Here is an 18,588-nt window from a genome sequence, read left to right on the forward strand (position 1 = left end):
CGTCAGTCGCCTGAGGGCGGGGCGCCGCGCTTCTTGCCGCCGCTCACGTAGAGGATGACGGTGGTGCCGGGCGGGACGGAGCTGCCCGCGTCGGGCGAGGTGGACACGACCGTGCCCTTCGGCTGGTCGGAGTCGACGGAGCCGGACGCGACCTGCACCTTCAGGTCGGCGGCCTTGAGCCGGGCGGTGGCGGCGGCGACCGTGAGGCCCTTCACCTGCGGGACCTTCGTGGTGTCGCCGAAGTCGCGGGTCGGGGTCTGGAAGCCGGGGGCGGGCTTGCCCGCGAGGGCGCTGCGCATGGACTGCTGCCACATGCCGCCGGGGATGTCCGCGCCGTAGACGCCGTAGACCTTGTACTGCCAGGGGCCGCGGAAGTCCCAGTAGGCGGTGGCGGCGGCCAGGTTCGGGGTGAACCCGGCGAACACGGCGCAGGTGAACTCTTCACAGGTTCCGGTCTTGCCGGCGGCGGGACGTCCGATGCCGCGTCCGGCGGCGGTGCCCTTGGTGAGGACGCCCTGCAGGATCGAGTTGACCTTGTCGGCGACGTCCTGGTCGAGGGCCTGGTGGCAGTCCTGCTTGGGAAGCTTGAGCTTCTTGCCCTCCGGGTCGACGACCTCGGTCACCGAGAGGGGAGCGCAGTACTTGCCGCGGGCGGCGAAGCCGGCGTAGGCGGCGGCGAGGTGCACCATGTCGATGTCGTTGACGCCGAGGACCTGCGACGCGATCGGCATCAGGGGGTCGCCGGTGGCCTGCTTCATCCCGAACTTCTCGGCCATCTTGACGGCGTTGCAGACGCCGACGCGCTTCTCCAGGACGGCGTAGAAGGTGTTGACCGAGTGCCAGGTGCCGGTCTTCAGGTCGAAGTTGCCCTTCTCGCTGTCGCCCGCGTTCGACAGCGTCCAGGGGCCGCCGCCGACCATGGCGTTCTTGACCTTCTTGCCGTCGAACATCCCGGTGTAGCGGCACGGCTGGAACCCGCTGACCGTGGTGGTCTGCGGCGAGTTGATGGTCGTGCTGACCGGGATGCCCTGGTCGATGGCGGCGGCGAGGGTGAAGACCTTGAAGGTCGAGCCCGCCGAGACGCCGCTGCCGCCGCCGTGCGCGGAGTCGGCCGGGAGGTTGATGGTCGTGCGGCCCTTGCCGGGACCGTACCGCTTGCTCAGCCCGATGGCCCGGATCTTGCCGGTGCCGGGCTCGACCATCGCCTCGGCGCCGACGCGGTTGCCGCCGGGGGCGACGGTCCCGCGCAGGGCCCTGTCGACGGCGCGCTGGTCGTCCATGTCGAGGGTGGTGCGGATGGTGTAGCCGCCGCGGTTCAGCTTGTTGACGACGTTCTGCTGCTGCTTCGGCTTGAGCTGCCAGTACTTGCCGTCCGACAGGATGTTGAGCATGTCGTACTTCACGTACTCGCAGAAGTACGGCGCCTTGCTGGTCTCGCAGCCGCCGACCGGGTCGGTGCGGTTCAGCTGGATGGGCTTGGCGGCCTCTGTGTCGGCCTGTGCCTTGCTGATGTGGCCGAGCTGCGCCATCCGGTAGAGGACGACGTCGCGCCGCTTGCGGGCGTCCTTGGGGTTGCGGATGGGGTCGTAGGCCGTGGGGTTCTGGGTGATGCCGGCGAGCAGCGCGGCCTGGCCGAGTTCCAGCTTGGACGCGGGGATGCTGAAGTACCGCTTGGCCGCCGCCTGGACGCCGTACGCGCCGGCGCTGAAGTAGGCGACGTTCATGTAGCCCTCAAGGATCTGGTCCTTGGTGAGGCGCTGCTCGATGTCGAGCGCGTAGCGGAGCTCGCGCAGCTTGCGCCCGACCGTGGGCGCCGTGACCTCGCGGTACTCCTCCTCGGACTTGGCGCTGTCGACCAGGAGGTTCTTGACGTACTGCTGGGTGAGCGTGGAGCCGCCCTGCGTCTGCTCGGACTCGACGTTGGAGGCCATCGCGCGGATGGTGCCCTTGAGGTCGAGCGCGCCGTGCTCGTAGAAGCGCGAGTCCTCGATGTCGATCATCGCCTGCCGCATGATGGGGGCGACCTGGTCGAGCCGGACGGACTCGCGGTACTTGTCGAAGAACGTGGCGACCTGCTTGCCGTTGCCGTCGTACATCACCGTCTTCTCGGACGGCGGTGTCGTCTTGAGCTGGCTGTCCATGTCCTCGAAGTTGTTGGCGGCGTCGCGGGCGGTCAGCCCGGCGCTGCCGACGGCGGGCAGCGCGATGAGCGCGACGATGAGGCCCGCCACCACCCCGGCACCTAGCAACCTGAACAGCGTGGACGCGGCCTGGGCCCGATCGTTCTTCGCAACGCGCACGGGGTCTAGGGTACGCGGGACGAGCAGTGCATTAGGGACAGGTCCCCCAGGGTTCGTGCTTTCCGGACCGGCTGATCAGGATCTTCGTCCGTTATGCCCTCATCGTGACAACCTGCGCAGTGTCTGGCGCGTCAACTACAGGTAACTAGTCCGTTCCGGCGGTATGGCCCCGGTGGGCTATATCGAGAATGGGCCCAACGGGGGCTGTTGAAACCTCCCTCGCTTCCGTAAGTTCTTCCCCACGGCTTTCGTTTGGCGGCCTGACGTCCGCGCCCGTCCGGCCAAGGAGCGCAAATCGACACAGACCCTAGGGGAGTGGGGCCAAGATGTGGATCACGGATTGGACCGCCCGCGCCGCCTGCCGTAACGCGGATCCGGACGCTCTGTTCGTGCAGGGTGCGGCGCAGAACCGAGCCAAGCTCATCTGCCGCGGCTGCCCGGTGCGCACGGAGTGTCTCGCCGACGCTCTCGACAACCGGATCGAGTTCGGTGTGTGGGGCGGGATGACCGAGCGGGAGCGCCGTGCGCTGCTGCGGCGGCGGCCGGATGTGCGCTCGTGGCGCGAGCTGCTGGAGACCGCGAAGGAAGAGTACGAGCGGTCGGCGGAGGTCGACGAGGAAGAACTCGTCGCGAGCTGAGTTCGACCGGGCCCCCGGGGCCCGTGCGGCGGCGGTCCAAGGACCGACACGGTCCAAATGAAGCGTGGCCGGTAGGCCCGTACCACCATTGTGGGTACGGGCCTACCGGCATGCCCATAAAGGCTGTTTTCGCTGATCAGAGTGCGGAGAGGGCGATCGTCCGGGTTCGGCTCGTGTGTCAGTTTCCGGTGGCGCCGATCCGGGTGGGCGCGCTTCTCCGAGATCGGCGCGCGGCGCCGCCCGGGCGGGGGAAGGCCGAACCGCCGCCGTTCCGGATCGAACCGCGAGGAGCCGGATTCCGAGGCCGGTGAAAGCCTCGGAATCGGAGAACGGGCCAGGGGCGCCCGACGTCAGGCGGCGCTGGGAGACGCGGCGGGGCCGGCGAGGTCCTCGCCCACCTGGCGCAGGCCGTCGAGGTCGTGGACGTCCTCCGCCTGCGCCGGGACGGCCGTGACCGGCACGGTCGGGTGCGTGGAAGCGAAGTGGTCGCGGAGGCGCTCCTCGCGGGCCGCGAGCTGCAGGCGGTCGGTGTGCAGGCGCAGCAGGGCGGCGGTCAGCGCGTGCTCGCCGCGCTCGTCCAGCGTCTCGGCGGCGGCCTGGCTGCGGGCCGCGGACAGGACGTCGCCGGCGGACTCGTGGACGCGGTTGACCACGAGGCCGGCGAGCGGCATCCGCTCCTCGGCGAGGCGCTCGACGAAGTAGGACGCCTCGCGCAGGGCGTCGGGCTCGGGCGCGGCGACGACGAGGAACGCGGTGCCCGGGGTCTGCAGGAGCTTGAACGTCTTCTCGGCGCGCTCCCGGAAGCCGCCGAACATGGTGTCGAAGGCGGCGACGAACGTCTGCACGTCGCGCAGCAGCTGGACGCCGAGGACCTTGTTGATGACGCCGGTGAACACGCCGAACCCGGCGCTGATCACCTTGACGCCGAAGCGGCCGCCGGTCTTGGCCGGGGCGGCGAGGAGCTTCATGAAGCGGCCGTCGAGGAACCGGCCCATGCGCTCGGGGGCGTCCAGGAAGTCCAGCGCGTTCCGGGACGGCGGGGTGTCGACGATGATCAGGTCCCAGGCGCCGGAGCGGTGCAACTGCCCGAGCTTCTCCATCGCCATGTACTCCTGCGTGCCCGACAGGCTGGACGACAGCGACTGGTAGAAGGGGTTGGCGAGGATCTGCTTGGCCCGGTCGGGGTCGGCGTGCGCCTCGACGATCTCGTCGAAGGTCCGCTTCATGTCGAGCATCATGGCGTGCAGCTCGCCGTCGCCGTCGATGTCGATCCGGCGGGGGTTGTTGTCGAGCTCGGACAGGCCCATCGACTGCGCGAGGCGGCGCGCCGGGTCGACGGTGAGGACCACGACGTCCCGGCCCCGCTCGGCGGCGCGGACGCCGAGCGCGGCGGCCGTGGTGGTCTTGCCGACCCCGCCCGACCCGCAGCACACGATGATCTTCGTGCGCGGGTCGTCGAGCAGCCCGTCGACGTCGAGCACCGGTGGGGTCCTGCTGGTCTGGCTCATCGGTTCACCTCTGCCGGTCGGTCCCCGCCCGCGCGGGGGGTCAGCCTCACCCAGGAGACGCCGCGGCCGGGCGCGGTCATGCGGCGCCCTGGTCGCGGAGGGCGGCGGCCAGGTCGTAGAGGCCGGCCAGGTCCATCCCGTCGGAGAGCAGGGGGAGGGTGTAGCGGGGCCGGTCGACCGAGTCCAGGCGCTCCTTCTCGCGGCGCTGGAGGGCGGTGCGGCGGGCGTGGTCGGCGGCCTCCCCGGCGAGGACGGCGGCGATCGCCTCGGCGTCGTGCTCCAGACCGGCGGCCTTCACGCCGCGGACGATCTCGTCGGTGTCCAGGGACCCGGCGGCGGCGACGGCGAGGTCGTCCTCGCTGAGGACGGGCTGGTGCTCCATGTTGACGATCACGCCGCCGACGGGGAGCCCGACCGCGGTGAGGTCGCGGATGCCGTCCATCGTCTCCTGGACGGGCATCTCCTCCAGGAGCGTGACGAAGTGCACGGCGGTCTCGGGGCTCCGGACGACCTTCATCACGGTGTCGGCGTGGTTGCGGACGGGGCCGACCTTGGCGAGGCCGGAGACCTCGTCGTTGACGTTCAGGAACTTCGTGATGCGGCCGGTGGGCGGGGCGTCCATCACGACGGCGTCGTAGACGAACGAGCCGTCCTTTTTCTTGCGGCGCACCGACTCGGACGTCTTGCCGGTGAGGATGACGTCGCGCAGGCCGGGGGCGATGGTGGTGACGAAGTCGACGATGCCGAGCTTGGTCATCGCCTTCCCGGCGCGCTTGAGGTTGTAGAACATCTCGAGGTACTCGATGAGCGCCTCTTCGGTGTCGATGGCGAGCGCGTGGACGTCCCCGCCGTCCGGGGCGACGGCGACGCGGCGCTCCTCGTAGGGCAGCGGCGGGCAGTCGAAGAGCTGGGCGATGCCCTGGCGCCCCTCGACCTCGACGAGCAGAACCTTGCGGCCGCCTGCGGCCAAGGCAAGGGCGAGGGCGGCGGCGACGGTCGTCTTTCCCGTGCCGCCCTTGCCGGTGACCACATGGAGGCGTACGCCGTCCCAGTCGGTGTCTCTCGCGCTCACCCGATCGACCATATCGTTCGCTCGTCAAACACTTGAGAGGGCGGTCGCCCTCATGCAAGTGATCCCTGACACGGTTCCCCCCGCCCCGACGCTGTCATTCGGCCTGCCCGCGCGGTTAGCTTGAAAACGTGAGCCGTGCGATGGACGGTTCCGTCCGGACCCTGACGGGTCCGGACGCCCGCCGGAGCTCCGGGGGCGCCTCCCCGGGCCCGGGCCCTCATGGGAAAGAGGTGCCGTGATGATAGCGGTAGCCCTGGTCATCCTGCTCGTCGTCGTTGTCGGCGGCCTGATCGTCTTGGCGTCGTCCGTCCGCGTCGTGCAGCAGTTCGAGCACGGGATCGTGTTTCGGTTCGGGCAGGTCCAGCGGAACGGGCAGATGCGGCCCGGCGCGGTGCGCACGCCCGGCCTGACGGTGATCGTCCCGATCGCCGAGCGCATGCAGAAGGTCAGCCGGCAGACGATCACGATGGGGGTGCCCGGCCAGGACGGGATCACCCAGGACAACGTGAGCGTCCGCGTCGACGCGGTCGTCTACTTCCGGGTGATCGACCCGGTGAAGGCGATCGTGAACGTGCACAACTACGGGTACGCGATCTCGCAGGTGGCGCAGACGTCGCTGCGGTCGGTGATCGGCCAGGCCGACATGCAGGAGCTGCTCGGCGAGCGCGAGAAGATCAACATGCGGCTGCGGGCGATCATCGACGAGATCACCGAGGGACCGTGGGGCATCCTGATCGAGCGCGTCGAGATCAAGGACGTGTCGCTGCCGGAGGGCATGAAGCGGTCGATGGCCCGGCAGGCGGAGGCGGAGCGGGAACGCCGCGCCCGCATCATCACCGCGGACGGCGAGTTCCAGGCGTCCAAGCGCCTCGCCGCCGCCGCGGAGATCATGTCGCAGGACCCGGCCGCTCTGCAGCTGCGCCTGCTGCAGACGGTCGTGGAGGTGTCCGCCGAGAAGAACAGCACGCTGGTCATGCCGCTGCCGGTGGAGATCCTGCGCTTTTTCGAGCGCGCTGCCGGAGGCCCGGGACGCTCCGGGGACGGAGACACGGACGGTGGCGAGAGCAGGCTCGACCTCGGCGAGCGGCTCGCGAGGGCCGAGGCGGAGCTGGCCAAGGCGGCCGAGCGGCCGTCGACGCTGGAGTCGGCGGAGGACGTCCCGCCGGTCATCGGGCTGGACGAGCCGAAGCGCGGCCGGTCCGAGGTGGCCGCGCCGCAGGAGGAGCAGCGGCGCGGCATCGGCGGAGGTGAGCGGGAGACCCCGGAGGAGCGGCCGCCCAGCTGACCCGCGGGTGTCACCGAGCCTGCGGCTGGGGTGAGGCGGCTGCGGCGTCCGGCGCGATCTCGGGCATGGTCAGGCGTCGGACGCCCGGCACCGCCGCCGTGCCCAGGCAGGCGGCGCCGACCAGCACGGCCGCCGTCCACAGCGGGACGGAGGGCCCCCAGGCCGAGGCGGCCCAGGGGGCGAGTGTGTAGCCGAGGGGCGCCGCGGCCAGTGACAGCAGCCAGTCGTAGGACGTCACCCGGGCCAGCGCCTGCGGCGGGATGGACATCTGCACGACGGTCTCCCAGGTGGGGTTGAGGACGCCGAGGCCGGTGAGCGCCAGCCCGTACGCCGCGATGAGCAGGGGCGCGGGCGCGGCGGCCGCGAACAGGGCCAGGGGCAGCGCCAGCGCGGCCAGGCCCGCGTTCGCGACGAGGACGGGCCGGCGCGGACGGAAGCGGGCGGCCAGCAGCGCCCCGGCGAGGAGCCCGGCGGCGCCCGCCTGGACGGTCGCGATCCACACCCCCTCGCCGCCGAGCCGCTCGACGGCGAGGGCGGGGCCGAGGGTGAGCAGGACGGCGGACGTGCCGTTCCAGACGCCGTGCGCGATCAGGCTCGTCCAGTACCAGTCGCGCGAGCGGACCTCCGACCAGCCCTCCGCCAGGTCGGCTCGCAGCGATCGTCGCGGGATGGGGACGTTCCGGACGCGCGCCAGGGCGAGGAGCGCCGCGCTCGCGGCGAACGACGCCGAGTCCAGCAGGAACGTCCAGCCGGGGCCGACGGTCAGCACGAGCGTGCCGGCGAGGGCGGGCCCGGCGAGGCGGGTGGCGCCGTTGGCGACGCCCATCAGGGAGTTGGCCTTCTGGAGTCCGGACGGCTCGACGGTGCCGGCGATCAGGGGCGAGATGGTCGGCGTCTGGAAGGCGGAGGCCGCGCCGCCGATCACCTGGGCGGCGGCGAGGTGCCACAGGCGCGGCTCGCCGCTCAGGAGTTCCAGGGCCGCGAACAGCTGCGCCGCGGCGCCGGCGAGGTCGGTGGCGAGGGCGACGCCCCGCGCGTCGAGGCGGTCGGCGAGCACGCCGCCGAGGGGCAGCAGGAGCAGGCGCGGCACCATCGCGCAGCCGAGCACGAGGGCGAGCGCGGACGTGGAGCCCGTGGCCCGCAGGACGGCGAGGGCGAGCGCGGCGGGGACGGCGGCGTCCCCGGTCAGGGACAGGACGCGGGCGGCGAACAGCAGCCGGAAGTCCCGGCCGCGCAGGGGGTGGGTCATGGCCGGACAATGTAGTTCGTTGACGAACTAATCGGCAACGAATTATTCCCCAACGAATCAAGCCACCGACTACGATCCCCGCATGGGAGACAGGGACCGGACCGACGAGCACGTGGAGCGGTGGGCGCCGATCGTGCCCGACCTCGATCCCGACATCGAGGGCGCCGTGACTCGGATGATCTTCTTCGTCAAGCACATCCGGCGGATGAAGGAGGAGCTCCTCGCCGCCTCCGGCCTGCAGCGGCACGAGTTCGACACGCTGCACGCGCTCGCCGGCCGGCACGGCACCGCGGCCCCCTCCCTCCTCGCCGCCGACCTCGCCATGCCCCCGAACTCGATCACCGGCCGGCTGGACGCGCTGGAGCGCCGCGGCTTCGTCCGCCGGTCCCCGTCCGCGACCGACCGCCGCCGGGTCGTCGTCGAGCTCACCCCCGCCGGGCGCTCCGCCTGGCGCGACGCGATGGACGGCCTGGGCGTCGAGGAGACCCGCCTGCTCGCCGCCCTCGACCCCGCCGAGCGCCGCACTCTCTCCGACCTCCTCCGCCGCGTCATGCTCCGCGCCGAAAACCCCGCCGACCCCCCGACGAGCCCTCCGGCCTAAAGCCAGTGGAGGGTCCTACGGGGTGAGGACCAAGCGGCCACGTAGGGCGCCTGCTTCCAGGCGTTTGTGGGCCTTGGGGGCCTCGGTGAGGGGGAGGGTGTCGGCGACGCGGGGGGTGAGGCCGCCCTTGTCCGTGAGTGCGGCGAGCATGCCCAGCTGCGCGGCGTCCGCGCGTATCCACACGTTGTGGACGGTGGTTCCGCGCAGCGGGAGCGGGGTGGCCGGACCGCCGTTGACCGCTGCGAACGTCCCGCCGTTCCGGACGGCGTCGAGGGCCGCGACCGAGAGGAGGGCGGCGTCCAGGGCGCCGTCCACACCGCCCGGTACGAGCGCGCGGACGGCGTCTCCCAGGTGCGCGCCGCGCGGAACGAACATCTCCGCGCCGAAGCCGCGCACCAGCGCCTCGTCGGACGCGGAGGCCGTGGCGACGACGCGCAGGCCGCGGTGGGCCGCCAGCTCCACCGCGTAGCCGCCGACGGCGCCCGCGGCTCCCGTGACGAGCAGCGTGGCGCCCGGCGGCAGAGCGAGGAGGTCCAGGGCCTGCAGGGCGGTCAGCCCGTTCAGCGGGAGGGTCGCCGCCTCGGCGGCCGGGACCGACCGCGGCGCGGGCGCGACGGCGTCCGCGTCCAGGACGATCGCGTCCGCGTAGGCGCCCAGCGGCACGTCGAGCCGGTCCTTCAGGCCGATGACCTCGTCGCCGGCGGCGATGCGGGTCACGCCCTCCCCGACCGCGTCGACGGTGCCGGCGACGTCCCAGCCGATGCCGACCGCGGGCCGCGAACCGAACGGCGGCATCAGCCCGGCGTCGGCCAGCGCTCCGGAGCGGGTCGCGGCGTCGACCGGGTTGACCGCTGCCGCCGCCACCCGGATCCGCACCTGACCGGGCCCCGGGACGGGAACCGGAACGTCGGCGAGCTCCAGCGCGTCGGGCCCGCCGGGTGTCCTCACGATGATCGCGCGCATGGCAGAACCTTCTGTACGAAGTGGGTGGGTGTGCGGGGGATCCCGCACCGGCAACTGTCGCCGGAACAGCCGCGGGCCGGAAGAAGTTACTTCGGAGTGCGTTCGGTACCCGGAGGTGAGCCCGCGGCATGGCCACGATGACGGCGGCGGAGCGTCGCGAGCAGGAAAAAGCGGCGTTCGAGGCTTACATGGACGGATGTCCCACTCATCAGCTGATGGGGATCATCGGCAACAAGTGGAGCATGCTGGTCCTCACGGAGCTGGCGCGCGGCACTCGCAGGTACGCCGAGGTCAGCAGAGCGCTCCCGGGCGTCAGCGCGAAGATGCTCACGCAGACGCTCCGCTCCCTTGAGCGAGACGGACTCGTGGCGCGCAGCGTGACCCCGTCCGTGCCCGTCCAGGTCGAGTACACCCTGACCCTGCTGGGCGAACGGATCGTGCCGCTGCTCACCTCCATCAAGGAGTGGGCCGGCCGCCACATCGACGAGATCAACGCGTCGCGCGAGCGGTACGACGGAACTCCCGAGCGCGGCGGGGGCCCCGATCACACGGCGTGAGGCGCCCGGCCCGGCTCCGGGTACTCCCTCAGCTTGATCGCCGTGGCGGCCTGCGTGGTCAGCTTGTCGAGGAGCTTGATGAACGGGCCCGCGGTCAGCAGCCGGTAGACCGTCGTGCGGCGGCGCAGCGCGCGCTCGTTCTTCGGTGCGAAGAACGGCCCGACCCCGCCCGCGACCCGCTGGCACGCCGTCGTGAACTTCCTGATGCGCTCCTCGTAGGCAGGGAACGCGGCGCGGTGGTCGCCGTCCGCGGCGGCCAGCTCGCCCGCGAGGACGTAGGCGCACACGACCGCGAGGCCCGTCCCCATCCCGCCGCAGGTGGCGCCGTAGCCGGCGTCGCCGAGCAGGGCGACCCGCCCCTTCGTCCAGGCGTCCATCCGGACGATGCTGATCGAGTCGCAGTAGAAGTACGGGGCCTCCCACATGTCGCGCATCAGGGCGCCGGCGTGCCAGCCCATGCCGGCGAACCTCTCGGCCAGCGCCCGCTTCTGGGCCTCCTGGTCGCGGCGGTGCGGCTCCAGCTCGTCGTCGGCGAAGACGCACATGACGTTCGCGCCGGTTCCGCCGCGGGTCGGGTACACCGACACCCCGCGCCCCACTTCGCTGTAGAGCTTGCCGGTGCCGATGCCGAGCCGGTTCGGCGCCTCGAAGATCGCGACGTGGTAGCCCGAGTCCCGGACGAACCGCGACTCGTCGCCGAACGCGAGCCGCCGGACGTTCGAGTGCAGCCCGTCCGCGCCGACGACCAGGTCGAACGTGCGCGGAGCCCCGCGCTCGAAGGTGACGTGGACGCCGTCGGCCGTCTCGGTCATGGACGCGATCGAGTCGCCGAAGACGTACCTGGCGGAGTCCCGGGTCAGCTCGTACAGGAGCTCGGCGAGGTCGCCCCGGTGGATCTCCACGTCCCCGCCGGTGAACGAGTCGGGCAGGGCGACCCGCGTCCGTCCTTCGGCGTCGATCAGGTCGAGCGCGCCGCCGTGGGTCTGCCTCCGCCGGATCTCGTCCAGGACGCCCATCTTCTCCAGCACCCGCAGGTGCACCTCGCCGCGGAAGTCGACGGCCTGCCCGCCCGGCCGGATCGCCTCCGCCCGCTCCACGACGGTGACGTCGTACCCGTACCGCGCCAGCCAGTAGGCCAGGGACGGGCCCGCGATGCTCGCACCCGAGATCAGCACGCTCTTGCTCATCGTTCTCTCCGTTCGTCGCTGCCGTCGAACAAGAGATTCGCGACCCGCCCTGACCGACCCCGCACCACCGGCTGACCGCCTCCCCGCCGGTCCGTCAGCACACCGGGGCGGGGGGCGGGTTCGAGCGGGGTCCGGGTATGGCGATCGCTAGGGTGAGGGCCATGAAGAAGTGGGAGTACGCGACCGTTCCGCTGCTGGTGCACGCGACCAAGCAGATCCTCGACAACTGGGGCCAGGACGGGTGGGAGCTCGTCACCGTCATGCCGGGGCCGAACCCCGAGAACCTCGTCGCCTACTTCAAGCGCGAGATCGAGTAGCGGCGCCCTGCCGGAACAGCCCCGTCGTAAGGACCTCAACGAGGAGGAATGGCGATGAGCACGCCTGAAGAGCGGATCCGCGAGCTCGGCATCGAGCTGCCGGAGGTCGTCCCGCCGGTCGCGTCCTACGTGCCGACGGCGCGGACGGGGTCGCTCGTCTACACCGCGGGCCAGATCCCCCTGGTCAAGGGCGAGCTGGGCGTCACCGGGAAGGTGGGCGCGGAGGTCAGCGCGGAGGAGGCGACCCGCCAGGCGCGGATCTGCGCGCTGAACGCGATCGCGGCGCTGAAGGCGGAGGTCGGCGAGCTGTCGCGGATCGTGCGGATCGTGAAGGTCGTCGGGTTCGTCGCCAGCGCGCCGGACTTCCACGGCCAGCCGCAGGTGATCAACGGGGCGAGCGACCTGCTGGCCGAGGTGTTCGGGGACGCGGGCCGGCACGCGCGCAGCGCCGTCGGGGTCGCCGTCCTGCCGCGCGACGTGCCCGTCGAGGTGGAGCTGATCGCCGAGGTGGCGTGAGCCTCCGGGCTTGACGGAATGCCATTCGGTATGTCCGAATGGCTCGCCATGGGGATCACCAACGGACTCAAGCTGCCCGAGTCGTTCCGGGGGCAGGTCGAGGACATCCTGGAAGGCCGGGCCGAGCCGGCGCCCGCCAAGGACGCGGCGACCGTGGTCGTGCTGCGCGACCACGACGAGCACGGGCTCCAGGCGTTCATGCTGCGCCGCGTCCGGTCGATGGCGTTCGCGCCCGGCGCCTACGTGTTCCCCGGCGGCTCGGTCGACCCGCGCGACGGGGAGGCGGCGCTGGCGTGGTCCGGGCCGCCCCCCGCCGAGTGGGGCCGGGCGTTCGGCGCCGACGAGACGCTGGCCCGCGAGCTGGTCTGCGCGGCGGTCCGGGAGACGTTCGAGGAGACGCTCGTGCTGCTCGCCGGCCCGACCGGGGAGACAGTCGTGGACGACACGCGCGGCGACGACTGGGAGGCCGACCGGCAGGCGCTGCTGGACCGCTCCCAGTCGTTCGGGGGGTTCCTCGACCGGCGCGGCCTCGTGCTGCGCTCCGACCTGCTGCGCCCGTGGGCGCACTGGATCACCCCGAAGATCGAGCGCAGGCGCTACGACACCCGGTTCTTCGTCGCCGCGATGCCGGCGGGGCAGCGGGCCAGGGACGTCAGCACCGAGGCCGACCAGGTCGCCTGGGTGAGCCCGGCGGAGGCGGCCGAGCGGGCGGCGCGCGGCGAGTGGACGATGCTGCCGCCGACCGTCGCGACGCTGGCGGAGCTCGCCGGGTTCGCCACGGTCGCCGACGTGCTCGCCGCGCGGCGCGAGATCGTCGTGCAGGAGCCGGTCGCCGAGATCATCGACGGCGACGCCTACCTCGTCCTGCCCGAGGGCGTCGCGCGGCACTACCCGCAGGGCTGAGGAGATGGCCCGCCGGGTGCCGCGGAGCCAGGCCGTCCTGTGGCGGCTGGCGGGCACGTCCGCGCTCCGGAGGCTGGAGCGCCTCGGCTGGAACCCGGCCCGCCACCCCGATCGCGCCTCGGGCAGGATGGGGGACATGACGGAGATCGACGGGATGGGTACCGAACGAGCCACCTGCGTGCTCGCCCCGAACCCGTCCGCCATGACCCTGGACGGCACCAACACCTGGATCATCGCGGAGCCCGGCGCCGCCGAGGCCGTCGTCGTCGACCCCGGGCCGAAGGATGCCGTGCACCTGCGGCGCGTCCTGGAGACGGTGGAGGCGCAGGGGCGGCGGGTCGGTCTCGTCCTGCTCACGCACGGGCATCCCGACCACTCGGCGGGCGCCGGGAAGTTCGCGAAGATGGCGGGAGGCGGGGTCGGGGTGCGGGCGCTGGATCCCCGGCACCGGCTCGGCGACGAGGGCCTCGCGGAGGGCGACGTCGTCACCACGGGCGGTCTGGAGCTGCGGATCCTGGAGACGCCGGGGCACAGCGACGACTCGCTGACGTTCTGGCTTCCGGCCGACGGCGCCGTCCTCACCGGCGACACCGTCCTCGGGTACGGGACGACCGTGCTGGAGGGGAGGCTCGGCGACTACCTCGGGTCGCTCGACCGGCTCCGCCGGTTCTCCGCCGACCGGGGGGCCGCGACGATCCTCCCCGGTCACGGGCCCAAGCTGGACGACCCCGTCGCCGTCCTCGACCACTACATCGACCACCGCCGCGAGCGCCTCGCCCAGGTCGAGGCCGCCGTCGCGGCGGGCGCCCGCACGGCGCGGGAGGTCGTCGAGCGCGTCTACGCCGACGTGGACCGGTCGCTGTGGCCCGCGGCCGAGTGGTCGGTCCAGTCCCAGCTCGACTACCTCGCCGAGCGCGGGGCCGTCTGACCCCTCCCGCGCGCTTCGGGTCTCGCCTACTTCGAGCGCTTGCGGAGGCGCTCGATGTCGAGGATCACGACGGCGCGGGCCTCGATGCGCAGCCAGTTGCGCTGGGCGAAGTCGGCGAGGGCCTTGTTGACCGTCTCGCGGGACGCGCCGACGAGCTGCGCCAGTTCCTCCTGGGTGAGGTCGTGGTGGACGTGCAGGCCCGCCTCCGACGGCTGGCCGAAGCGCTCCGCGAGGTCGAGCAGCGCCTTGGCGACGCGCCCGGGCACGTCGGTGAAGACCAGGTCGGCCATCACGTCGTTGGTCTTGCGGAGCCGCTGCGCGAGCGCGCGGAGCAGCTGCACGGCGACCTCGGGGTGGCCGGTGAGCCAGGGCCGCAGGTCGTCGTGGCCGAGCCCGGCGAGGCGGCACTCGGTGACCGCGATGGCGCTCGCGGTGCGGGGGCGCGGGTCGAACAGCGACAGCTCGCCGAACATCTCGCTCGGGCCGAGCACGCTCAGCAGGTTCTCGCGCCCGTCCGGCGCCGTCCGGGTGAGCTTGATCTTTCCTTCGAGGACGACGTAGAGCCGGTCCCCGGTCTCGCCCTCGTTGAACAGCGTCTGTCCGCGGGCGAGACGCACCTCGGTCACGTTGGCGCGCAGCGCCTTGGCACCCTGCTCGTCGAGAGCCTCGAAGAGCGGGGCTCTGCTCAGAACGTCCACGTCGCGATCGGTCACGCTATTCCTCCTCGAACACCTACTTGCCTAGTGTGACGTACGTCCCACCGCGTACGTGAAGGCAGGGTCACGGCGCGCCGAAACGCGGGACCAGGGGTGATCCGTCCCGGGGGGCGGCCCCGGTCCCGTTCGCCCAGTGTACGGACCACCGGGTGAATGCCGTCACACCGGTCTCATCGCCCGTTACGGGATGGCCCGGGCAGGGAAGCAGCCGTGCCTTAACCTGAGCGGATGCAGACGTCCGAGTCCGGGCCCACACCGCGCCGCCTCCCTAGGGGGCGCCACGCGCTGTCGCGCGCGGAGGTCGAGCGGGTGCACCGGGACCGGCTGTGCGGCGCCATGGCGCAGGCGATGGCGGAGAAAGGGTACGTCGGCACGTCGGTGGAGGACGTCTTGAAGCGGGCCCGGGTCTCCCGGCAGAGCTTCTACGCGCTGTTCTCGTCCAAGCTCGACTGCTTCATGGCCGCCTTCGACCAGGCGGGCCTGCTGCTGTTCCTCCAGTTGCAGGAGGCGATGCAGAGCGAGGGCGACGCGGCCGGACAGGGGACGGCGCAGGGCGAGGCCGACGTGGTCGGCGAGGCCGACGCGGCCGAACGGTTCGAGCGCGTCTTCACCGCCTACCTGGAGGCGCTCGCGGCCGAACCCGCGTACGCGCGGCTGTTCCTGGTGGAGGTGTTCGCGGCGGGCCCGGAGGCCGTCCGGCGGCGGACGCGCGTCCAGCGCGACCTGGCGGCGAGCCTCGCCGACCTCATGGGTGTGACGGGCGACAGCGGCCGGTTCGCGTGCGAGGTCGTCGTGGCGGCGGTGAGTTCGATGGTGACCCCGGCCGTGGCGGCGGGCGACCTGGAGGCGCTGCGCGCCATCAGGGCCCCGGTCATCGAGCACGTGCGGCTCCTGCTGCGCTCGGGCGTCATGGACGGCTGATCCGCACCAGCGTGGTCGCGGCGCCGCGCGCGGGCGGGAGGGTGAGCGTGAGCCGCCCGGAGGGCCCGGCGGAGGTCCTGATGACCTTGTGCGTCCTCCCGCGCGCCACGTCGATGACGACGCGGGCGCCGGGACGGTAGGACGCGGGGGTCGTGACGGTGGCGGTCCCGGCGGCGCGCAGGGCGAAGCCCGTCGCGGAGGCGTCCGTCAGCGCGCTGAACTGCCGGGCCTCCGGCCGCTTGAGCGAGACCGTCCAGCCCCACTGCGTCCAGGCCGCGTCGATCGACCGGTAGGAGATCTTCGCGGGCGGGCGTGGCGGGGCGGCGAACGTCCGCGTCAGCGGGCCGATGTGCCGCCGCAGGTCGCGGGCCCAGTACGGGAAGGTGTGGGTGCCGAGCAGGCGGTCGTCGTAGTGGCTGGGGATCTCCAGTGCCTCCAGCCGCCGGTGGAAGCCGGCGGTCGAGGCGTGCGTGAGGGCCTCGATGCCGATCGCGGCCGGGTCCGGGACGGGCGGGTCGAGCGGACCCGGGACGCCGGCGGCGGTGTGGAGCGCGAGCCGCATCCCGCGCAGGTTGGGCGCGAGGGTCGCGGGGTCGTGGCCGCGCCAGTTGATCGCGTCGGCCAGCCGCGAGCCGAAGATCGCGTCGGGGTGCACGCCGTCGCCGACGGCCGCGACGTAGGAGACGACTCCGGCCGCGCCGACGGAGACGACGGGGTCGTAGGCGATGTCGGGCGCGCCCGAGAACGAGGCGGCGGACACGAACAGCTCGGGGTGGCGGGCGGCGTAGCTCATCGCCCCGAATCCGCCCTGCGACAGGCCGGCGACGGCCCGGCCCTCCCGGCGGGGCACGGTGCGCAGGTTCCGGTCGATCCAGGGGATGAGCTGGGTGACGTGGAAGGTCTCCCACCTGGACGGCCCGAGTGCGGTGCGCGGGTCGGCCCAGTCGGTGTACCAGCCGCCGCCGTCGCCGTCGAAGCCCCCGTCCGGCATGACGGTGATCAGCGGCCGTCCGGCGGTGGTCCTCTCGGCGTCGCCGCGCTCGATCCAGTCGGAGGCGCGTCCGGACGTCCCGTGGAACAGGTAGAGGACGGGGAAGCGGGCGCCGGGACGCCGGTCGTAGCCGGTCGGCAGCAGGACGCGCACGTCCACGGCCCGTCCCAGCGCGGCCGTGCTGACGCGCAGCGCGTACTGGCGGTCGTCGACGCGCCGCACGTCCACGACATGGATGCCGCCGGAGTCGGTGAAGCGGACCGCTCCTCCGGCGGCCCGTCCGGCGGCGCGGGCGGGGACGGCGAGTCCCGTGGAGGCCGCGGCGAGGGTCAAGGTGATCGCGAGGACTCGGATGCGCAAGGGGGACCTCCTCGGACGTGCCGGTCAGCGGCCGCCGGCGGGGCGGCGGGGCCGGTCGGGCTGGACGCGCAGCGCGGTGATCACGGTCGCGAGCATCTCGTAGTGGGCGGCGAGCATGGTCAGCTCGACGCACTCGCCCTCGGTGAGGTGGGCGCGCAGCCGCGTCCAGGTCTCGTCGTCCAGGTCCCGCTCGGCGTGGAGGCGGTCGACGGCGGTGAGGACCGCCCGCTCGCGCGGCGTCCACCCGTCGGCGTCCGGGCCTGCCTTGAGACGCACCACGTCCGGCTCGCGCACGCCCGCGCGGCGCGCGAGCCGGACATGGTGGCCGAACTCGTACTGGCAGTCGCGCAGATGGGCGACGCGCAGGATCACCAGTTCGGTCTCCCGGCGCGGGAGGGTGCCGCCGGGCATGAGCCGTCCGGCGAACCACAGCCAGCCGCGGAACAGCCCGCGGCGGCGCGCCAGGGTCAGGAGGAGGTTCGGCGGCCCGGTCCCGGCGGCCCGGCCCGCGGCGCGGCAGGCGAGCCAGTTGACCACTCCCACCTCGCGGACGCCGCCGGGAGTGGCGCGGGGGACCGTCACCGATCGGGGTCCGGCTGCGGCGTCGTCAGCTCCACCCGCTCGTTCCTGGCGATCTCCAGGATGTCGCGCAGCCCGCGCTGGACGAGGTGGTCGGCGACCGGCTGCACGGCCATCCGGACCGGCAGGACGGCGCCCACCCACCAGGGGGCGACGATCCGCCTGGACCGGCGGGCGATCCCGCGCTCCAGCGCGTCGATCCCGACCTTCAGCGGCGTGACGCCGAAGGCCAGGCCGGTCCGGGGCGACGCGTCCATCAGGGCGGACGCGGCCTCGGTGCCGAACCCGCGGCGCGTCATGTCGGTGTCGAGCTCGGCGAAGTACGCGACGCCGGCCTTCCCGCCCCACGGGCGCAGTTCGGCCCGGAGCGTGTTGCCCAGCGCCTCCACGGCGGCCTTGGACGCGCTGTAGGCGCCCAGCAGGGGCGCGTTGACGGCGGCGGCCAGGGACGACACCGCCAGCGCGTAGCCGCGTTCGTGGCTGAGGTGGGGTCCGGTGGCGCGGAGCGTGTTGTAGACGCCCAGCACGTTCACCCGCAGGCTCTGCTCCATGACGGAGGGGTCGCCGCCTATGACCGGCATCTGCGCGGCCACGCCCGCGTTGGCGACGACCACGTCCAGGCCACCCAGTTCTCGGACGGCGCTTTCGACGACGTCCTCGACCGTGCCGCGGTCGGTCACGTCGCACGTCCACCAGGGGGCCGTCCCGCACCGGTCGGCGACGTCCGCGAGGAGGCCGGGCTCCAGGCCGGCGAGCGCCACGCGCGCGCCGTGCTCGTGCAGCCGGGCGGCGAGCGCCGCACCGATGCCCCGCGCCGCGCCGGTGATCAGCACGCGCCGTCCGGCGAGGGTCGCCGTCCAGCGGGACGAGTCCAGGATCATGCGGTGACCATAACACTGGAGAACAGCTCTGTCTTTTTAAGATTGCCTACAAATCCCCGTAATCCGGGCGCGTGTCGGGTGTCTCCTCCTGCGGTGAGCAAGCGGTCTCCGAAGGT

19 protein-coding genes are annotated in these 18,588 nt (G+C 72.7%); 9 read left to right on the forward strand and 10 right to left on the reverse strand.

Going from position 1 to position 18,588, the window contains the following annotated elements; all coding sequences use genetic code 11:
* Positions 1 to 2 precede the first annotated feature (2 nt).
* On the reverse strand, positions 3 to 2,300 hold the full coding sequence (locus AB0C87_RS06155; RefSeq protein WP_360576712.1) for a transglycosylase domain-containing protein: 2,298 nt from the start codon (positions 2,298 to 2,300) through the stop codon (positions 3 to 5).
* 326 nt (positions 2,301 to 2,626) lie between these two features.
* Between AB0C87_RS06155 and AB0C87_RS06160 the strand changes: the two genes are divergently transcribed.
* Positions 2,627 to 2,938 (forward strand): WhiB family transcriptional regulator, encoded by a 312-nt coding sequence (locus AB0C87_RS06160; protein WP_185029424.1) that lies wholly within the window; start codon positions 2,627 to 2,629, stop codon positions 2,936 to 2,938.
* 350 nt (positions 2,939 to 3,288) lie between these two features.
* On the opposite strand, the gene AB0C87_RS06165 is transcribed toward AB0C87_RS06160, so the two are convergent.
* Positions 3,289 to 4,446 (reverse strand): ArsA family ATPase, encoded by a 1,158-nt coding sequence (locus AB0C87_RS06165; RefSeq protein WP_345178934.1) that lies wholly within the window; start codon positions 4,444 to 4,446, stop codon positions 3,289 to 3,291.
* Positions 4,447 to 4,522: 76 nt separating this feature from the next.
* Positions 4,523 to 5,518 carry an ArsA-related P-loop ATPase gene (locus AB0C87_RS06170; protein ID WP_345178936.1) on the reverse strand — a complete coding sequence of 332 codons (996 nt, stop codon included), beginning with the start codon at positions 5,516 to 5,518 and terminating at the stop codon, positions 4,523 to 4,525.
* Positions 5,519 to 5,756: 238 nt separating this feature from the next.
* Here AB0C87_RS06170 and AB0C87_RS06175 point away from each other — a divergent pair, with 238 nt between their 5' ends.
* Positions 5,757 to 6,803, forward strand: coding sequence for a slipin family protein (locus AB0C87_RS06175; protein ID WP_360576895.1), 1,047 nt, complete (start codon positions 5,757 to 5,759; stop codon positions 6,801 to 6,803).
* 10 nt (positions 6,804 to 6,813) lie between these two features.
* On the opposite strand, the gene AB0C87_RS06180 is transcribed toward AB0C87_RS06175, so the two are convergent.
* Complete coding sequence (locus AB0C87_RS06180) at positions 6,814 to 8,052, reverse strand: MFS transporter (protein ID WP_360576713.1); 1,239 nt, start codon at positions 8,050 to 8,052, stop codon at positions 6,814 to 6,816.
* Between the two features lie 82 nt (positions 8,053 to 8,134).
* Between AB0C87_RS06180 and AB0C87_RS06185 the strand changes: the two genes are divergently transcribed.
* The gene (locus AB0C87_RS06185; protein ID WP_360576714.1) at positions 8,135 to 8,653 is read left to right on the forward strand and encodes a MarR family transcriptional regulator; all 519 of its coding nucleotides are present in this window, start codon (positions 8,135 to 8,137) and stop codon (positions 8,651 to 8,653) included.
* 15 nt (positions 8,654 to 8,668) lie between these two features.
* On the opposite strand, the gene AB0C87_RS06190 is transcribed toward AB0C87_RS06185, so the two are convergent.
* Complete coding sequence (locus tag AB0C87_RS06190) at positions 8,669 to 9,616, reverse strand: NADP-dependent oxidoreductase (protein ID WP_360576715.1); 948 nt, start codon at positions 9,614 to 9,616, stop codon at positions 8,669 to 8,671.
* A gap of 128 nt (positions 9,617 to 9,744) precedes the next feature.
* Here AB0C87_RS06190 and AB0C87_RS06195 point away from each other — a divergent pair, with 128 nt between their 5' ends.
* Positions 9,745 to 10,173, forward strand: a complete 429-nt coding sequence (locus AB0C87_RS06195) for a helix-turn-helix domain-containing protein (protein WP_345178946.1) — start codon at positions 9,745 to 9,747, stop codon at positions 10,171 to 10,173.
* On the opposite strand, the gene AB0C87_RS06200 is transcribed toward AB0C87_RS06195, so the two are convergent.
* On the reverse strand, positions 10,161 to 11,360 hold the full coding sequence (locus AB0C87_RS06200) for an FAD-dependent monooxygenase (protein ID WP_360576716.1): 1,200 nt from the start codon (positions 11,358 to 11,360) through the stop codon (positions 10,161 to 10,163). The genes AB0C87_RS06195 and AB0C87_RS06200 overlap by 13 nt on opposite strands.
* A 161-nt stretch (positions 11,361 to 11,521) precedes the next feature.
* On the opposite strand from AB0C87_RS06200, the gene AB0C87_RS06205 reads away from it, so the two are divergent.
* The 4 genes from AB0C87_RS06205 to AB0C87_RS06220 are packed head-to-tail and all read left to right on the forward strand — an operon-like array spanning position 11,522 to position 14,024.
* Entirely contained in the window at positions 11,522 to 11,677 is a 156-nt protein-coding gene (locus AB0C87_RS06205; RefSeq protein WP_345178951.1) for a DUF4177 domain-containing protein, read from the forward strand.
* 54 nt (positions 11,678 to 11,731) lie between these two features.
* Positions 11,732 to 12,193: a RidA family protein gene (locus AB0C87_RS06210; RefSeq protein ID WP_345178953.1), complete on the forward strand. Its 462-nt coding sequence runs from the start codon at positions 11,732 to 11,734 to the stop codon at positions 12,191 to 12,193.
* Between the two features lie 48 nt (positions 12,194 to 12,241).
* Positions 12,242 to 13,096, forward strand: coding sequence for an NUDIX hydrolase (locus AB0C87_RS06215; protein WP_353831909.1), 855 nt, complete (start codon positions 12,242 to 12,244; stop codon positions 13,094 to 13,096).
* A gap of 4 nt (positions 13,097 to 13,100) precedes the next feature.
* Positions 13,101 to 14,024, forward strand: coding sequence for an MBL fold metallo-hydrolase (locus tag AB0C87_RS06220; protein ID WP_353831875.1), 924 nt, complete (start codon positions 13,101 to 13,103; stop codon positions 14,022 to 14,024).
* 26 nt (positions 14,025 to 14,050) lie between these two features.
* On the opposite strand, the gene AB0C87_RS06225 is transcribed toward AB0C87_RS06220, so the two are convergent.
* On the reverse strand, positions 14,051 to 14,737 hold the full coding sequence (locus tag AB0C87_RS06225; RefSeq protein WP_067483689.1) for a Crp/Fnr family transcriptional regulator: 687 nt from the start codon (positions 14,735 to 14,737) through the stop codon (positions 14,051 to 14,053).
* 231 nt (positions 14,738 to 14,968) lie between these two features.
* Here AB0C87_RS06225 and AB0C87_RS06230 point away from each other — a divergent pair, with 231 nt between their 5' ends.
* Positions 14,969 to 15,661 carry a TetR/AcrR family transcriptional regulator gene (locus tag AB0C87_RS06230; protein ID WP_360576717.1) on the forward strand — a complete coding sequence of 231 codons (693 nt, stop codon included), beginning with the start codon at positions 14,969 to 14,971 and terminating at the stop codon, positions 15,659 to 15,661.
* Here the strand turns inward: AB0C87_RS06230 and AB0C87_RS06235 are convergent.
* The 3 genes from AB0C87_RS06235 to AB0C87_RS06245 are packed head-to-tail and all read right to left on the reverse strand — an operon-like array spanning position 15,648 to position 18,472.
* On the reverse strand, positions 15,648 to 17,012 hold the full coding sequence (locus AB0C87_RS06235) for an alpha/beta hydrolase family protein (RefSeq protein WP_360576718.1): 1,365 nt from the start codon (positions 17,010 to 17,012) through the stop codon (positions 15,648 to 15,650). The genes AB0C87_RS06230 and AB0C87_RS06235 overlap by 14 nt on opposite strands.
* A 24-nt stretch (positions 17,013 to 17,036) precedes the next feature.
* A complete protein-coding gene (locus AB0C87_RS06240; RefSeq protein WP_345178961.1) occupies positions 17,037 to 17,594 on the reverse strand; it encodes a carboxymuconolactone decarboxylase family protein in 558 nt (185 codons plus the stop codon).
* The gene (locus AB0C87_RS06245) at positions 17,591 to 18,472 is read right to left on the reverse strand and encodes an SDR family NAD(P)-dependent oxidoreductase (RefSeq protein WP_360576719.1); all 882 of its coding nucleotides are present in this window, start codon (positions 18,470 to 18,472) and stop codon (positions 17,591 to 17,593) included. Before AB0C87_RS06245 ends, AB0C87_RS06240 begins: the two co-directional genes overlap by 4 nt.
* Positions 18,473 to 18,588: the final 116 nt, after the last annotated feature.

Source organism: Actinomadura sp. NPDC048021, from assembly GCF_040653135.1.
Classification (GTDB): Bacteria; Actinomycetota; Actinomycetes; order Streptosporangiales; family Streptosporangiaceae; genus Spirillospora; species Spirillospora verrucosospora.

Coding starts and splice junctions, on each gene's coding strand:
- AB0C87_RS06195 (WP_345178946.1), top strand. CDS start 9,745: ATGGCCACGATGACGGCGGCGGAGCGTCGCGAGCAGGAAAAAGCGGCG.
- AB0C87_RS06200 (WP_360576716.1), bottom strand. CDS start 11,360: ATGAGCAAGAGCGTGCTGATCTCGGGTGCGAGCATCGCGGGCCCGTCC.
- AB0C87_RS06175 (WP_360576895.1), top strand. CDS start 5,757: ATGATAGCGGTAGCCCTGGTCATCCTGCTCGTCGTCGTTGTCGGCGGC.
- AB0C87_RS06185 (WP_360576714.1), top strand. CDS start 8,135: ATGGGAGACAGGGACCGGACCGACGAGCACGTGGAGCGGTGGGCGCCG.
- AB0C87_RS06230 (WP_360576717.1), top strand. CDS start 14,969: ATGCAGACGTCCGAGTCCGGGCCCACACCGCGCCGCCTCCCTAGGGGG.
- AB0C87_RS06215 (WP_353831909.1), top strand. CDS start 12,242: ATGGGGATCACCAACGGACTCAAGCTGCCCGAGTCGTTCCGGGGGCAG.
- AB0C87_RS06210 (WP_345178953.1), top strand. CDS start 11,732: ATGAGCACGCCTGAAGAGCGGATCCGCGAGCTCGGCATCGAGCTGCCG.
- AB0C87_RS06165 (WP_345178934.1), bottom strand. CDS start 4,446: ATGAGCCAGACCAGCAGGACCCCACCGGTGCTCGACGTCGACGGGCTG.
- AB0C87_RS06180 (WP_360576713.1), bottom strand. CDS start 8,052: ATGACCCACCCCCTGCGCGGCCGGGACTTCCGGCTGCTGTTCGCCGCC.
- AB0C87_RS06190 (WP_360576715.1), bottom strand. CDS start 9,616: ATGCGCGCGATCATCGTGAGGACACCCGGCGGGCCCGACGCGCTGGAG.
- AB0C87_RS06205 (WP_345178951.1), top strand. CDS start 11,522: ATGAAGAAGTGGGAGTACGCGACCGTTCCGCTGCTGGTGCACGCGACC.
- AB0C87_RS06160 (WP_185029424.1), top strand. CDS start 2,627: ATGTGGATCACGGATTGGACCGCCCGCGCCGCCTGCCGTAACGCGGAT.
- AB0C87_RS06245 (WP_360576719.1), bottom strand. CDS start 18,472: ATGATCCTGGACTCGTCCCGCTGGACGGCGACCCTCGCCGGACGGCGC.
- AB0C87_RS06220 (WP_353831875.1), top strand. CDS start 13,101: ATGGCCCGCCGGGTGCCGCGGAGCCAGGCCGTCCTGTGGCGGCTGGCG.